The sequence below is a fragment of the Burkholderia sp. PAMC 28687 genome (assembly GCF_001577465.1).
Taxonomy (GTDB): domain Bacteria; phylum Pseudomonadota; class Gammaproteobacteria; order Burkholderiales; family Burkholderiaceae; genus Caballeronia.
Genome location: NZ_CP014505.1, coordinates 914,342 through 927,265, shown reverse-complemented (window position 1 = coordinate 927,265; position 12,924 = coordinate 914,342). Strand labels below are relative to the sequence as shown.

16 protein-coding genes are annotated in these 12,924 nt (G+C 60.2%); 11 read left to right on the top strand and 5 right to left on the bottom strand.

The window, feature by feature from the left end; translation table 11 throughout:
• Positions 1-155 precede the first annotated feature (155 nt).
• Together AX768_RS04335 and AX768_RS04330 are read left to right on the top strand one after the other, a co-directional pair.
• Positions 156-554, top strand: a complete 399-nt coding sequence (locus AX768_RS04335) for a DUF1090 family protein (protein WP_061998935.1) — start codon at positions 156-158, stop codon at positions 552-554.
• 83 nt (positions 555-637) lie between these two features.
• Positions 638-931 (top strand): hypothetical protein, encoded by a 294-nt coding sequence (locus AX768_RS04330; RefSeq protein WP_061998934.1) that lies wholly within the window; start codon positions 638-640, stop codon positions 929-931.
• Positions 932-1,007: 76 nt separating this feature from the next.
• On the opposite strand, the gene AX768_RS04325 is transcribed toward AX768_RS04330, so the two are convergent.
• Positions 1,008-1,730, bottom strand: a complete 723-nt coding sequence (locus AX768_RS04325; RefSeq protein WP_062000764.1) for a TetR/AcrR family transcriptional regulator — start codon at positions 1,728-1,730, stop codon at positions 1,008-1,010.
• 284 nt (positions 1,731-2,014) lie between these two features.
• On the opposite strand from AX768_RS04325, the gene AX768_RS04320 reads away from it, so the two are divergent.
• Positions 2,015-2,371 (top strand): hypothetical protein, encoded by a 357-nt coding sequence (locus AX768_RS04320; RefSeq protein ID WP_231941319.1) that lies wholly within the window; start codon positions 2,015-2,017, stop codon positions 2,369-2,371.
• A 12-nt stretch (positions 2,372-2,383) separates the two neighbouring features.
• Here the strand turns inward: AX768_RS04320 and AX768_RS04315 are convergent, their stop codons facing one another.
• Entirely contained in the window at positions 2,384-3,868 is a 1,485-nt protein-coding gene (locus AX768_RS04315; RefSeq protein WP_062000762.1) for a sensor domain-containing diguanylate cyclase, read from the bottom strand.
• Positions 3,869-4,053: 185 nt separating this feature from the next.
• Between AX768_RS04315 and AX768_RS04310 the strand changes: the two genes are divergently transcribed.
• The 7 genes from AX768_RS04310 (at position 4,054) to AX768_RS04280 (ending at position 9,000) form a co-directional block, all read left to right on the top strand.
• Entirely contained in the window at positions 4,054-4,557 is a 504-nt protein-coding gene (locus AX768_RS04310) for a YbhB/YbcL family Raf kinase inhibitor-like protein (RefSeq protein WP_061998933.1), read from the top strand.
• 102 nt (positions 4,558-4,659) lie between these two features.
• Positions 4,660-6,027, top strand: coding sequence for an MFS transporter (locus AX768_RS04305; RefSeq protein WP_061998932.1), 1,368 nt, complete (start codon positions 4,660-4,662; stop codon positions 6,025-6,027).
• A gap of 103 nt (positions 6,028-6,130) precedes the next feature.
• Positions 6,131-6,685: a type 1 glutamine amidotransferase domain-containing protein gene (locus AX768_RS04300; protein WP_061998931.1), complete on the top strand. Its 555-nt coding sequence runs from the start codon at positions 6,131-6,133 to the stop codon at positions 6,683-6,685.
• A 24-nt stretch (positions 6,686-6,709) separates the two neighbouring features.
• Positions 6,710-7,330, top strand: coding sequence for a DUF4142 domain-containing protein (locus AX768_RS04295; RefSeq protein ID WP_231941318.1), 621 nt, complete (start codon positions 6,710-6,712; stop codon positions 7,328-7,330).
• Positions 7,327-7,683, top strand: coding sequence for a DUF1488 domain-containing protein (locus AX768_RS04290; RefSeq protein ID WP_375508125.1), 357 nt, complete (start codon positions 7,327-7,329; stop codon positions 7,681-7,683). The genes AX768_RS04295 and AX768_RS04290 overlap by 4 nt, the downstream gene beginning before the upstream one ends.
• A gap of 66 nt (positions 7,684-7,749) precedes the next feature.
• Entirely contained in the window at positions 7,750-8,355 is a 606-nt protein-coding gene (locus tag AX768_RS04285) for a hypothetical protein (RefSeq protein WP_061998930.1), read from the top strand.
• 189 nt (positions 8,356-8,544) lie between these two features.
• A complete protein-coding gene (locus AX768_RS04280) occupies positions 8,545-9,000 on the top strand; it encodes a PA2169 family four-helix-bundle protein (protein ID WP_061998929.1) in 456 nt (151 codons plus the stop codon).
• Positions 9,001-9,142: 142 nt separating this feature from the next.
• On the opposite strand, the gene AX768_RS04275 is transcribed toward AX768_RS04280, so the two are convergent.
• Together AX768_RS04275 and AX768_RS04270 are read right to left on the bottom strand one after the other, a co-directional pair.
• Positions 9,143-9,448 (bottom strand): hypothetical protein, encoded by a 306-nt coding sequence (locus AX768_RS04275; protein WP_062000759.1) that lies wholly within the window; start codon positions 9,446-9,448, stop codon positions 9,143-9,145.
• 170 nt (positions 9,449-9,618) lie between these two features.
• Positions 9,619-9,951: a BON domain-containing protein gene (locus AX768_RS04270; protein ID WP_061998928.1), complete on the bottom strand. Its 333-nt coding sequence runs from the start codon at positions 9,949-9,951 to the stop codon at positions 9,619-9,621.
• Positions 9,952-10,443: 492 nt separating this feature from the next.
• Here AX768_RS04270 and AX768_RS04265 point away from each other — a divergent pair, with 492 nt between their 5' ends.
• Entirely contained in the window at positions 10,444-11,928 is a 1,485-nt protein-coding gene (locus tag AX768_RS04265; RefSeq protein WP_061998927.1) for an RNA polymerase factor sigma-54, read from the top strand.
• A 53-nt stretch (positions 11,929-11,981) separates the two neighbouring features.
• On the opposite strand, the gene AX768_RS04260 is transcribed toward AX768_RS04265, so the two are convergent.
• Complete coding sequence (locus AX768_RS04260; protein WP_082771461.1) at positions 11,982-12,773, bottom strand: YihY/virulence factor BrkB family protein; 792 nt, start codon at positions 12,771-12,773, stop codon at positions 11,982-11,984.
• Positions 12,774-12,924: the final 151 nt, after the last annotated feature.

Sequence of the window (12,924 nt, the reverse complement as noted above, 5' to 3'; positions counted from 1 at the left end):
CCTCGTGAAAAAGTAGTCAGTCAGTGCAAACCGCGCAAAACTCATTCCGCGCGCAATCCACAACTCGCTAAAATACGCCGACCTCGCCTGCTCAGGATAACGGCGGGACACGCTTTTCGACCCAAAGCCCAATCTAGTCAGTTACGGATTCCGCCATGAAATTGTTCGTCGCCGTCGCGCTCAGCATGTGTTTGTCGGTTGCTCACGCCTCGGCGGAAACCGATGCATGCGACGCCCATCGCCAGAGCCTGGAGCGACAGATGGCCATTGCGCTCAATCGGGACGACACGGCGCAACTCGATTCGCTGCAAGCGGCGCTCGATAAAACCAACGCCGAATGCACGCCGGAGGCCATCGAGCAACGCAGGTCCGGCGCGCTCAAGCGCCACAATGACGCCATCGCGCAGGCCAGGAACACGCTGCGCGCGTGGGAGGGCGAATTGGCGCGGGCGCAAAAGAAGGGCACGGACCAGCTCAACATCAACGCGTGGCAACGCAAGGTGAACCGGGCGCGTGCGGATCTGGACCGCGCAATTGCGAGACCCATCCAGTAAGGAACCAGACAGGCCACGGCCCCAAGGGTTTGTACCGACCGGCGGACACCTAAAGTTTCAATGAATGCAGCCGTTGAGCACTGATGAACCTTATGTCCGACACCAAGCCTCAGGGCGCATTTTCCGCAATGCTGGCGGATCAGGAGTTGTCGCACCTCGAGCTGGTGCTGCGGCGTTCACTCATCGACGACGCGCTGAGTCCGATTCTTCCGCCAGCCTACTGGCGGGAACGGCTGGCATTGGTGGCACGGGCATCGCACTTGTCGCATACGCAGATCCAGACGGTTCACCGGCTGTATCTGCAGATTGATGCGTACGAGGCGACTCACCGGACAATGCTCGATGCGTCCGATGTGACGCCTGATTCCGTCGAATAAACAGCCTTGCATGTGAATGCGGGTCACGCGATCAAAAACGGGTAACCGGAGATGCCCGCTTAGGACCTGCTGCTTTTCAGCGCGCCATGAACCGCAAGATCGTATCGACGATCATCGCCCGATGGCGCACGCGCAATCGCGGACCGGCGGGATCGCGTCCGAACGCCATGGCGAACGTATGCCGGTTCGAGACGCGATAAAAACACAGCGAGCTGATCATCAGATGCAGATCGACGGGTTCGACATCGTCGCGAAACACCTTTGCCGCGATACCCCGGCCAATGAGATTGCTGATGGTCTTCACCACACTCGAATTGCGTGCCTTGAAGGCTTTCAGATGCTCGGCATGCGTGCCGCCGCTGATGTTTTCACCGGCGATGAGCTGGACGAAGTCACGTTGTGTATCGTGGAAATCGAATGTGAATTCGACGAGCCGGCACAGGCCTTCGCGAGGCTCCATGGCTTCAAGGCGCAACGCTTGTTCGAGCGCCCGGATCTTCCCGTACGCTTCGTCGATCACCGCTTCGTACAGCCCTTCCTTGCTGCCAAAGTAGTAGTACAGCATGCGCTTCGTGGTGCTCGTGCGCTCGGCAATGGCGTCGACGCGTGCTCCGCTCAAGCCCATTGCGGCGAATTCGGCGGTCGCGATTTCAATGATGTTGCGTTTGGTTAGTTCCGGATCGTATTTCCGTTTCACTTCGTGCCGGTCAAGTACCGGTACGGACACCGAACGATTTTTGCGAGGCTCCGAGCGGAACTTCGAACGAACCGGCGCTGTTACTTTACTTGCTTTTTTCATCATCTACTTGTGCAGAGCGCCTCTAGGTGAAACGAGTTTAGCATGGGTTTTCAAGGGCCTTTCGCGCAAAATCCAATCTTGCGCTGCGTCTCCCGGGTCCATCGGCAAAGCTTGCCGGGTGCTCTTTGGCTATACTTCCCCACCCGCTCGCAGGCCTCGACGTGGCCCCCAATACAAGGATTTGCATGACTCTTCGACACGCCGTTATACGCGTAAATTTTGTCCTGATCGCATGCGTCGTTGCTTGCGGTCTCCCGCTCACCGCGCACGCGCAGAAGCAAACGGTGCAGCCTTCGACTGCGCAGGCGTTGCCCCCAGGCCACCCGGCCGTGCAGCAGCCGTCACCGCAAAGCGTCGCGGCCGAAGGCGTGCGCACGAGCGCGAATATCGCGCGCGGTGCGGCAGATATCTGCCATATCGATGCGGTAAAAATCGCGCGCTTCAAAGCGGTTGCACGCAAAAGTTTCACCGATGCGCCCGATTTCGACGGCGAGTGGAACCTCGGTTACAAGGAGGCGCAATCAACCGTGGATCGTTTCGCGGCGCTCAAGACAAGCAACCCGCAAGAGTACGAGCAGAAGATCGGCGAGGCGTGCCCGGCGCTCACGCGCGGTATCGACGAATCGACGGCCGGTCAGTAGGCAATACGCGTACTACGCCTGATCGGATGCGCCGTAGTGCGCGCGCTTTTCGAGGTACATGGCGGCATCGGCGCGTTGCATCATGGCTTCGAGCCGCTCGCCGTCCTGCGCGGTGGCGGCGCCCAACGCGAAACTCAGTGGCAGCCCTGAGTAGAACTGGTTGTTGACCTCGACCAGTTGCCGGATGCTCTCGATCACGGCCGCGCCGCCGCGTTCATCGACACCCGGTAAAAGCAGCACGAACTCGTCGCCGCCAATGCGTGCGGCGTGGCTCGGCTTTTCAACCGCCTTGCCCAGCACCTCGCCCGCGCGCCGCAGCAATGCGTCGCCGGCAGCGTGCCCGAGTTGATCGTTGACGGCCTTCAGCCCGTTGACATCAACCGCTACGGCCGTCACCGGGAACGGGCCCTTGCGTTCCAGCCGGTTCATTTCATCGATATAAAACGAGCGGTTTTTCAGCTTCGTCAGCGCGTCGTGCTTGCCGAGGAATTCGAGGTATGCCTCGGCTTTCTTGCGCGCGGTGATGTCGGTGAGTGCGACCAGCACGAGGTCCCAGTTGGCTTCATGGCCTGGAAACACCGAAAACTGCAGATGCACGTTGAGCTGATGGCCTTCGAGCGAATAGTTGACGACTTCGCGCTGGTGAAACAGCCGGTTTTCCCAAAGATCGACGAGTTGTTCCTGGAAATGGCCGACCATTTCGTCGCGGAAAACATCGCCTAGACGGCTCAGCAACGTGGCTTTATCAGGTGCGCCGAACATGGTGAGGGTGTGCTGGTTCACGTCGAGCACGTGGATTTCCTGCATGCATCGCTCGATGAACTCCGGATGCACGTTCGTAAAAGTACGGAAGTCGACGATGCCCCTTTCGCGGATATCGTCGAGCAACGACTTTACCGTGCTGAAGTTTTCCACCCACAGCGACACCGGCGAGTGCTCGAACAGCCCGCGTGCGTACAGCTCGCTGAGAGCCGCCTTGCGGCGCACGTTTTCCAGCTCGGTGATGTCCTCCACCGTCACGAGCACACGGTCCCACGTTGCTTCGTGACCCGGCAGGATGACCGCCTTGAGCAACACGTCGAGGCGTTTTCCATCGAGCGCGTAGTTCACGGTCTTGCTCACGAACTGCGCCTTGCCCGACCAGAGTTGCTCCAGTTCGTCAGCGTGGGTGAGCAGCATGTCATCGCGAAACACCGCGCCGAGATTGTCCACGAGGTGGCTCAGATCTCTCGCGCCGAAGAGCGCCAGCGTGCGCCGGTTGACCTTGATCACGCGGATGCGCGACGAGCATTCGGCAATCCGGGCGGTATCGGCGCGCAGGAAAGAACGCAGGTCGACAATACCGTCCGCGCGCCAGCCCTCGAACACCTCGCGCACCGCGCTGAAATCCTCGAGCCACAGCGAGACCGGCGCGAGTTCGAACATATCGGCGTCGTCCGCGGGCTGGCTCGGCGATGCAGTCACGCTGTGCAATGCGCGTCCCAAGGTGTTCGGCATGTCCATCCTTTCAGATTCGTGCTTGAAATGATCCGGTTTGCGCCATTTTATGCGCAGACATCTCAAAAATAAGCTGAATGCCAAAAGTCCGGGCGTGGCTGCAACACTTTTGCGCGATTCCACGCGCCTCAGGCATGTTTGCTGCGCGCAGGCATGTCATCCAACCGTCAAGGAGGCAATGTCCCATGGCTGATTTTCGTATCTGGTCCGATGAGTTCGCGGCCAACGGTTATCTTTCGAAGACGCATGAATTCGACCAGCAGTCATTTGGCGTCGACGGTGAAAACCTGTCCCCCGCGCTGCAATGGGAAGGCGTGCCGCCTGAAGCCGAAAGCCTTGCGCTTACCGTCTACGACCCCGATGCGCCTACCGGCAGCGGCTTCTGGCATTGGGTCGTGGTGAACATTCCGGCAGAAACGCACTCGCTGCCGCAAAACGCAGGAAAGGCCGACGGCAGCCTGTTGCCGGCCGGCGCGCTGCAACTGCGCAACGACTACGGCACGGTCGGATTCGGTGGCACGGCGCCGCCGCGTGGGGACAAGGCGCATCGATACATCTTCCGGATTCACGCGCTGAAGGCCGCTCACCTTCCCGTCGATGCCTCGACGACAAATGCCGTTGCGCGTTTCATGACGCATCTGAACGAGATCGATTCGGCGACGTACACCGGGCTTTATGAGCTGAAGTAGGATTCCGCTCGCTGCGGCGGCTGTCCCTGCCGCCGCAGTGGAAGTAAACCACTTGAAAGGCGCACGCCTTAAACTGCGCGGCTCCCCCCCTCTTCCCCATCGATGGACGCAGAACAAGGCCTTCCGTACCCCCAGCGCTATTGGGCCATCCTGGTCGTTGCGCTCGGCATCACGCTCGCAGTGCTCGACGGCGCCATCGCGAACGTCGCGCTTCCCACCATTGCACGCAACCTGAATTCGAGTCCCGCCGACTCCATTTGGGTCGTCAACGCCTATCAGCTCGCAATCACCGTTTCATTGTTGCCGCTGGCGTCTTTAGGCGACCGGATCGGTTATCGGCGCGTTTATATGGCCGGACTGGCGCTGTTCACGCTGGCATCGTTTGGCTGCGCGCTGTCCGGGTCGCTGACCTCGCTGGCGGTCGCCCGCGTGATCCAGGGCTTCGGCGCTGCAGGCATCATGAGTGTCAACACCGCGCTCGTGCGCATGATCTACCCGCCGGAGCATCTGGGTCGCGGTGTCAGCATCAACGCGTCGGTGGTGGCTGTATCGGCGGTAATCGGGCCGACGGTCGCATCCGGCGTGCTCGCCATTGCCCCATGGCCGTGGCTGTTTGCGATCAACGTGCCAATCGGTGTCGCGGCGCTGTTCGTGGGCTGGAAAGCGTTGCCACGCACGCCGGGGCATCGCCGGCCATACGACTATCTCAGCGCGTTGATGAACGCCGCGGTGTTCGGCCTCGCGATTACCGCTGTCGATGGCCTGGGCCACGGCGAACATCGCCCATACGTAATTGCGGAGTTTGTCGTGGCGGGCGTGATTGGATACTTCTTCGTGCGCCGGCAATTGACGCAGACGGCGCCGCTGCTACCCGTCGATCTGCTGCGGATTCCTGTTTTTGCGCTATCGATCGCGACATCGTTCTGTTCGTTCACCGCACAAATGCTGACGTTCGTCTCGCTGCCGTTTTTGCTGCAAAATACGCTCGGCATGACGCAGGTCGAGACCGGCTTTCTCATGACGCCTTGGCCCATGGTGATCGTGTTCATCGCGCCGCTTGCGGGGATGCTTTCCGACCGGTATTCGGCCGGCGTACTCGGCGGCATCGGGCTTGCGCTTTTGAGCGCCGGATTGCTGCTGCTTGCAAGCACGGGTGCGCATCCCGCCCCGTTCGATATCGCATGGCGCATGGCACTTTGCGGCCTCGGCTTCGGTCTGTTCCAGTCGCCCAACAACCGGCAGATGTTGTCATCCGCGCCGCGCAACCGCAGCGGCGGCGCAAGCGGCATGCTCGGCACCGCGCGGCTCTCCGGCCAGACACTGGGCGCGGCGCTGGTCGCGCTCATTTTCGGTATCGCGCCGCAACACGGCGCAACGATTACGCTGATTGTTGCCGCCTGTTTTGCAGCCGCCGCGGCACTCGTCAGCCTGTTGCGGATTTCACGCAGCAAGACGCCGGCAACGGCCTGAGGGCCGCCTTTCGCTTTCAGTCCCTGGGCACACCCTTTGCTGCTTCGATGAACGTGGTTCCCTTATCGGGACCGGTTCATCAATGCACTAAAGGAGCTTACGCATGGCTGATTCCCTGAACGGCTACAAGGTCGCGATCCTCGCGGTCGACGGATTCGAGCAAGCCGAACTCGTGGAGCCGCAAAAGGCGTTGAAAGCTGCCGGCGCGCGCGTCGATGTGATCTCACAAAAGCCGGGGCAAATCCAAGGTTTCGTCCACACTGACATGGGCGACAAGGTGGACGTGGACGTTACGTTCGATCAGGCCCAACCCGCCGAGTATGACGCGCTCGTTCTGCCGGGCGGCGTGGTGAACGGCGACGCAATCCGCGTTGATGCCAAAGCCCAGAGTATCGTCAAGCAATTCGACAAGGCCGGAAAACCCATCGCCGTGATCTGTCATGGCGGATGGTTGCCGATCTCGTCGGGCATCGTTGCGGGACGCACGTTGACAAGCTGGCCGACGTTGCAGGATGACATTCGCAATGCCGGTGGCACGTGGGTTGACGAAGAGGTTCATCGCGATGGCAACCTGATCACGAGCCGCAAGCCGGACGACATTCCCGCGTTCAACAAGGTCATCATCGAAGCGCTCGGCGAACGCGAAAGAGTGGCTTGAGTTCGTCCCGTCATGGAGATGCGAATGACACGACTGGCGCGGCACGTACTGCTCATAGGAATGGCGCTGAGCGTTCCCTTGGCGGCTTATGCACAAAACGGGAACTCCGTTGCGCCGGCCCGTCCGGGTTCGGACAGCCAGGCAGCGCCCGCAGCGAGTGGCGCATCGCCGGTGTCGGCGGCTTCGTCAAGCTCAGCGAAAGGCAAACTGTCGACCATCGACCAACAATTCGTCCTGGAAGCCGGCACCGCGGGTGCCACCGAAATCGCGGCCAGCAAACTGGCGCTGTCGAATTCGTCCGATACACAAGTAAAAGCCTTCGCTCAGCGGATGGTCGCGGATCACACACGTCTCGCGCGTTACCTCGATGCCGCAGCCATGCATCACGGCATCACGGAGGCGCCGAGCGCCGATGCAGCGGTGACGGGAAGTCTGGAAACGCTGCGCGGCGCTGCGTTCGATAAAGTTTATATCCAGCAAGTCGCGTTGAACGGGCATCAGAAGGCGATCACGGTATTCAGCACGGAAAGCATGAAGGGCAACGACGCGCTGCTCAAGAACACGGCGGCCAAGGCACTGCCGATCATCAAGCACCACTACGCCATGGCGCAGCAACTCGCCAAATTGAAGGGCATCGCATCATGACCGCCGTTCCGGGAAGGTTTGTTCTGCACGATCAGCATCCCCGGCCGGCCTATGAGGATTCGACCATGCACATCCAGTTTGCCGACGACTCCCCCGTCTACGACGGTGATGACTTTGCGCTGCACTTCACGGCGTTGGTCGACTCCGACCCCGTGGTGTGTTCCATTTCTGCAGAGGCGCTCGAAGATCACTTCGGCGCCGCTTCCGCGAGAGAGGAAGACCTCATGAATGCGTACGAACAAGGCCGCGCCCGGATTCGTTCGGTGTGTGCGGAAGCGCTCGATCGCAACGGCGGTGACAGTGTCGTGCTGCGTAGCGGCTTGTTTCGCGTCGCGGGCATGGAGCCTGAGTGACGGTTTGCATCGCATGTAGTTGCGCATGTTCGATTTGATCCGATTCAACGTTTTCTGGAGGTCCTTATGTCGCTGATCATCGCTGGACGATTTCAGACGTTTCCAAAAGCCGAGGCCGCGGCCCAGCGCTTGTTCACGCGCGGTTTTGTTGAGGAAGACGTCACGCTTTTCTACGTGTCCCCGAGCGGACAACACTCGCGGCTGAACACCGGAGGAGACCACAATGCAAATGCCGGCGCCAAGGATTCATCGAAGGGTGCGGGTAAAGGTGTCACGATCGGCGCCGTGATCGGCGCGATCATCGGCGCGGCCATCTTCCTCGTGTTCAAGGCCCCGTGGCTCGCTGCGGTCGTCGCAGCAGGTGTGGGCGCTTATGTGGGTTCGCTGGCCGGCGCCATGTCTCACGCCAAATCAGGCAAACGCGCGCCGCAAGATGAAACAAGTTCCGATAACCACGGCTCGGCCAATGCAATCGACGCACGCCAGTCCGGCGTACTGGTAGCGGTGCACTGCTCGCCTGAGCAGCAGAGTGAAGCCGCATCCATCCTTCGCGATGCCGGCGGCATGGAAGTGGAACGCGCTTCGGGGCAATGGAGGAACGGACGCTGGGCGGACTTCGACCCGGTCAAGCCGCCCGAACCGGTGCAGGAATTTGCTGAACGGCGCGCATAGAAACGTGCGTTTGGTTTCACGGGCCGCCGCGAGTATATGCACCGCTGGCGGCCTTTCTTTTTCTACCTCGGCACTTTGTTCAGGCACGCCCGTTGCGACTGTATAAAGACCACGGTCCGATGGGAAATTCCAGAACCATCCTTGCAAACCCGGCCGCGGGCCATCTTCGATAACTCACAGGAGGTTCATATGAGCACGAACATCGTCTCGGTACTCAACGATCTGATCGAAACGTCGAAAGACGGCGAAAAGGGCTTCAGGAAGGCAGCAGAAGACACGAAGGACGTATCGCTCAAGCAACTGTTCGCCGGCCGCGCAGACGACTGCGCACGCGGCGCGACGGAGCTTCAAGGTGTGGTTCAAGGACTTGGCGGCAAGCCGGAAACGGGCGGTACCGTGGGTGGCGCCCTGCATCGCGGATGGGTGGACGTGAAGGCGGCTATGAGCCACCGCACGGACCACGCGATCCTTGACGAATGCGAGCGCGGTGAAGACGTCGCGAAGAAGAATTATCGCGAGGCGCTGGACAAGGAACTACCCGCCGATGTTCGCGCGGTCGTCGAACGCCAGTACCAGGGTGTGATCCAGAACCACGATCGCATACGCGATCTCCGCAACCAGTACGCAGCGGCTGCGAAGTCGTAACTCAAGCTTGTTGTGATGTACGGCGAAAGCCGCTGCGCTTGAAAGCGCAGCGGCTTTTTTATTGGCGTTCGGTGAAACGAATCAGCCAACAAAAAACCCGCCGGCAAGGGCGGGTTCGGTGCTGCAAACTCAAAGCGATCAATCAGTGCGGCGCGCCCTTGTCGTTCGTGCCCATGGCGGACGCCGCGGCAGCCGCCGACGCGCCGTGCAGACGCGACTTCTTGTCCTGCTGGTGCAGCGTCGTTCCGCCCATGCCCTTCTTGTGCATCTTCATCGTTCCGTCCGGAGCCGCCGTTGTCGGATCTCCCGGCGCGGCATTCGGACCGCCCGAATTACCGCCACCTGCTCCACCCGCGCCGGCCGCACCGCCGCCCGATTGAGCCATCGCGGGGCCGGCCAATGCAAAAGCGAGTGCGCCGAGCAAAGCAAACTTTTTAGTGGTCTTCATGGTCATCTCCAATTCCTTGTAAGCCGGACGTCTACAGTAATCCCTGTGCGCCCGGACGTTGAGTTACTTATTCGTACTTCTGATCAATTGTGTCCAGCGTGAAAAATTTTTTCGATAAAACCAGAAAAGAGGCGGACGGCTCTCAGCCCGCCCGCATCTCTCAGTTAGTCTTATTGAACGACCTTCAAATGGTTCTTGACCGAGTCGACACCGTCGACCTTTGCCACGACTTCTTCAGCACCGCTCTTGTCATCGGCCGTCGGCACCGTGCCCGTCAGCGAGACAACGCCCGCACGCGTCTTCACGTGGATATGCGTGGACTTGACGTTCTTCGCGCCCAGCAACTCGGCCTTGACCTTCGTCGTGATTGCAGAGTCATCGACCTTCGTGCCGATCGACGTGGAAGCACCTGTTGCATGCGTAGCGGTCTGTGCGTTGACATTCAGCGCAAACACGACGCAAGCGATACCACCGGCTGCTTTCAGGAATTGGGTCGACTTCATAGAGAATCTCCTTCTTATCGAATTAAGAGGACGGCGGAGTCCGCTGTCCAGATTGATCGCAGGCCGCCTCGTACGGCCGCAGCTTCTTGCTGCACTAACCTGCTCGGTTCATACCAGCTATGCCAAAGCACTACCGGTAGCATGGTAAGCGACGCAAGTAGCGTGCCGGGACGCTTGCGGCGATCGGCAAATGTGACCCGGACTAAACCCTGAAAACCCCATGCATCAATGCGCACCGCACGATTCATACGTGTGATGTTTGCGTCTCGACAGCCACCCCCTATCAGTCTTCAAGACCACCGCGCTTTGCCGATGGGCGTGTAAAAAGTGCGCGAATTAGTCCCTGAACAAGAATACGACGGGCAACATCCATGCGAAAAATCTCTATCGGATCGTGCACTCACGCACGTTGCATGATGGCGATCACTCGCATGGCACGAGTGTTGCTTTTAGAGGACGCACGAAAGATCCAACATTGAGGAACAACACGCAATGCCGCCTTCCCTCGAACTACGTACCAAGCAAAGTCTTGCGCTCACGCCGCGCCTCCAGCAATCGGTTCGTCTGCTGCAGCTTTCGTCGCTCGAGTTTCAGCAGGAATTGCGCAACGCGCTCGATACCAATCCCTTCCTCGAGTACGACGAGACGCAAGCGGAAGACAACGCGCTTTCTACCGACAACGGCAGCTCCCTGAGCGAGACGCCCTCGCTCGGCGAAGCCACCGCACCGGTCGACGCACCCATGGCCGCCGAGAGTAGCAACGATGGTTCGGACAGCAGCGACTCGCAGTCGCACGAGGACTCCATGAGCGAGTTCTCCTCCGATCCGTTTGGCCGTACATCGACACGCAACAACGGCGATGGAGACGGGTCCGATCCCGCGGATTGGGTTCGCATCGAACCGTCTTTGCATGAAACGCTTCACGACACCCTGCGGCTTTATCCAATCAACGATCGCGACCGCGCGGTGGCGCAACTGATCATCGAAGCACTCGATGACGACGGTTACTTGCGTCAGGATTTGCAGGAGTTGTCCGAGCTCGTCGATATCGAACCGGCATTGTCAGAAGCCGAATTGAACATCGCGCTGAAGCTCGTGCAATCGCTCGATAAACCCGGCGTCGGCGCACGCACGTTGTCCGAATGCCTGCGTCTGCAACTCGATGCACTCGACGCGGATACGCCGGGACGCGCTGTTGCGATCGAGATCGTGATGCATCATCTGGAACGGCTCGCACGCCGTGAGCAAGCCGAGTTGCAAAAGAAGATCGGCTGCAGCGCGGACGAACTGCGCGTGGCTTGTGCGCTCGTGCGCAAGCTCGATCCGAAGCCAGGTTCGAATTATGGCGCAGCAGAAGACAACTACGTCGTTCCCGATGTGATCGTGCGCCAGGTCAAGAAAAACTGGGTCGTGACGATCAACCCGGCGGTTCTCCCGCGCGCCCGTATCCACCGCATGTATGCCGAGCTGTTCGCGCAATCGGCTGGTGCAAGCCGTTCACCGCTCGCCCAGCAACTGCAGGAAGCACGCTGGCTGATCCGCAACGCACAGCAGCGCTTCACGACCATTCAGCGCGTGGCAGAGTGCATCGTTTCACATCAGAAGGCGTTCTTCGACTATGGCGAAATCGCACTCAAGCCGCTCGTCCTGCGCGATGTCGCCGATGAGCTCGAACTCCACGAATCGACCATTTCACGCGCGACAGGCAACAAATATATGTCGACGCCGCGCGGCATTTTCGAGTTCAAGCATTTCTTCCCGCGCGAGTTGAGCACGGAAAGCGGCGGTACGTGTTCGGCCGCTGCAGTGCGCGCGTTGCTGAAAGAGATGATCGCAAAGGAGAGCAGCAGCGAACCCCTTTCCGATGTCAGCCTCGCGAAGATGCTCGCGGATCAGGGTGTGATCGTTGCGCGCCGGACAGTGGCGAAGTATCGCCACCTGATGAAGGTGCCGCCGGCCGAGTTGCGTCGCGCATAATCTGGTTTTCCCGGCCTGAACCCAACGCCTTTGAAGCAATTCAAGGGCGTTTTTTATCGCCAGCCGGAAACGTGTTGCCTGCGCCTGCGTCCTGCCGTTGCCGATACTTCCGCGCCGAGCAGGAACACCGCCGCCGAGTAGTACAGCCACATCAGGATGATCGCGAGCGACCCCGCCGCGCCGAACGTGTTGGTCATGCCCGCGTGTTGCAGGTAGAACGCAAAGAGGCGTTTGCCGCACTCAAAAAGCAACGCCGCCGCCGAGGCGCCCAGCGCCGCGTCACGCCACTGCATGCGCGAGCTCGGCAGGAATTTCAGCAGCACCGCAAACGCCAGCATCATCATGAAAAGCGAAATTGCGCGTTGAGCAACCGCCGCAATCAGGAACGCTGGACCGCTCGTACCGAGCACCCACTGTCCGACGAGGACCACGGCGGCATCGAGTATGAGGAGCGCCACGATCAGCAAACCCGCGCCGACCACGAACGCGAACGAGATCGCCCGCACGCGCAAGATGGCGAGAATGCTGTCGCGTGTGCTTGACACGGGTGCCGGCCAGATCACGTTGAGCGCCGTATGCAGCGATGAAAACGTCGCCGATGCCCCGACCAGCACGCCCACGCCGGAAAGAATCGCTGTACGCGTGGCGATATCGGCGTGCCATGCGTTTGCGACGATCGCTTCCAGGCCATGCGCCGCGTCCGCGCCCACGACACCCGCGATCTCGCCAAACAGGCGCCCTTGCACCGCGTCCGCGCCGAAGAAAATACTCGCGACCGCGATGATGATGACAAGCGTTGGCGCAAGCGAAAACGCCGCGAAGAATGCGACGGCCGCAGAAAACATGACGCAATGATCCTGCGACCATTGGACGATCGGCTCCTGGATCCAGGACCAGAAGAATTTCAGCCTTCGTTCTTTCGGTTTGGTGGTTGCCGTGGTCAAACGCGCGCTCCCGCAGATGTTCTTTTTCTGCGATGGTAGCGCGTAATCGTCG

Bases quoted from the DNA above. Each gene is read 5' to 3' on its own strand.
- AX768_RS04335 (WP_061998935.1), top strand. From the start codon at position 156: ATGAAATTGTTCGTCGCCGTCGCGCTCAGCATGTGTTTGTCGGTTGCT.
- AX768_RS04330 (WP_061998934.1), top strand. From the start codon at position 638: ATGAACCTTATGTCCGACACCAAGCCTCAGGGCGCATTTTCCGCAATG.
- AX768_RS04325 (WP_062000764.1), bottom strand. From the start codon at position 1,730: ATGAAAAAAGCAAGTAAAGTAACAGCGCCGGTTCGTTCGAAGTTCCGC.
- AX768_RS04315 (WP_062000762.1), bottom strand. From the start codon at position 3,868: ATGCCGAACACCTTGGGACGCGCATTGCACAGCGTGACTGCATCGCCG.
- AX768_RS04310 (WP_061998933.1), top strand. From the start codon at position 4,054: ATGGCTGATTTTCGTATCTGGTCCGATGAGTTCGCGGCCAACGGTTAT.
- AX768_RS04305 (WP_061998932.1), top strand. From the start codon at position 4,660: ATGGACGCAGAACAAGGCCTTCCGTACCCCCAGCGCTATTGGGCCATC.
- AX768_RS04300 (WP_061998931.1), top strand. From the start codon at position 6,131: ATGGCTGATTCCCTGAACGGCTACAAGGTCGCGATCCTCGCGGTCGAC.
- AX768_RS04295 (WP_231941318.1), top strand. From the start codon at position 6,710: ATGACACGACTGGCGCGGCACGTACTGCTCATAGGAATGGCGCTGAGC.
- AX768_RS04290 (WP_375508125.1), top strand. From the start codon at position 7,327: ATGACCGCCGTTCCGGGAAGGTTTGTTCTGCACGATCAGCATCCCCGG.
- AX768_RS04285 (WP_061998930.1), top strand. From the start codon at position 7,750: ATGTCGCTGATCATCGCTGGACGATTTCAGACGTTTCCAAAAGCCGAG.
- AX768_RS04280 (WP_061998929.1), top strand. From the start codon at position 8,545: ATGAGCACGAACATCGTCTCGGTACTCAACGATCTGATCGAAACGTCG.
- AX768_RS04275 (WP_062000759.1), bottom strand. From the start codon at position 9,448: ATGAAGACCACTAAAAAGTTTGCTTTGCTCGGCGCACTCGCTTTTGCA.
- AX768_RS04270 (WP_061998928.1), bottom strand. From the start codon at position 9,951: ATGAAGTCGACCCAATTCCTGAAAGCAGCCGGTGGTATCGCTTGCGTC.
- AX768_RS04265 (WP_061998927.1), top strand. From the start codon at position 10,444: ATGCCGCCTTCCCTCGAACTACGTACCAAGCAAAGTCTTGCGCTCACG.
- AX768_RS04260 (WP_082771461.1), bottom strand. From the start codon at position 12,773: ATGTTTTCTGCGGCCGTCGCATTCTTCGCGGCGTTTTCGCTTGCGCCA.